Here is a 240-nt window from a genome sequence, read left to right as displayed (position 1 = left end):
GCGTCTTTGACAGCACCGGGTTGCTGAATTTGACCCAACGCCCACAGCGCCTGGGTATCCTGGGGGGTGGCTATATCGGCGTTGAGTTCGCGTCGATGTTTGCCAACTTCGGCAGTCAGGTCACTATTTTTGAGGCTGCACCGCTGTTTTTGCCCCGTGAGGACCGGGATATCGCCGATGCGATCGCTGATATTTTACGCGATAAAGGCGTAGAGCTGATCCTCAATGCTAAGGTGCAGT

Annotated in this window: 1 protein-coding gene; it reads left to right on the top strand. The window is 55.0% G+C overall.

The window, feature by feature from the left end; all coding sequences use genetic code 11:
• Nucleotides 1-240 (top strand): NAD-binding protein (locus FDX22_RS20390; RefSeq protein ID WP_186805386.1); only part of this gene is annotated, 240 nt, incomplete at both ends.

The sequence above is a fragment of the Citrobacter sp. TBCS-14 genome, from assembly GCF_005280805.1.
Taxonomy (GTDB): domain Bacteria; phylum Pseudomonadota; class Gammaproteobacteria; order Enterobacterales; family Enterobacteriaceae; genus Citrobacter; species Citrobacter gillenii.
The sequence above is the reverse complement of the archived record's forward strand: the minus strand, read 5'-3'. Positions and strand labels throughout refer to the sequence as shown.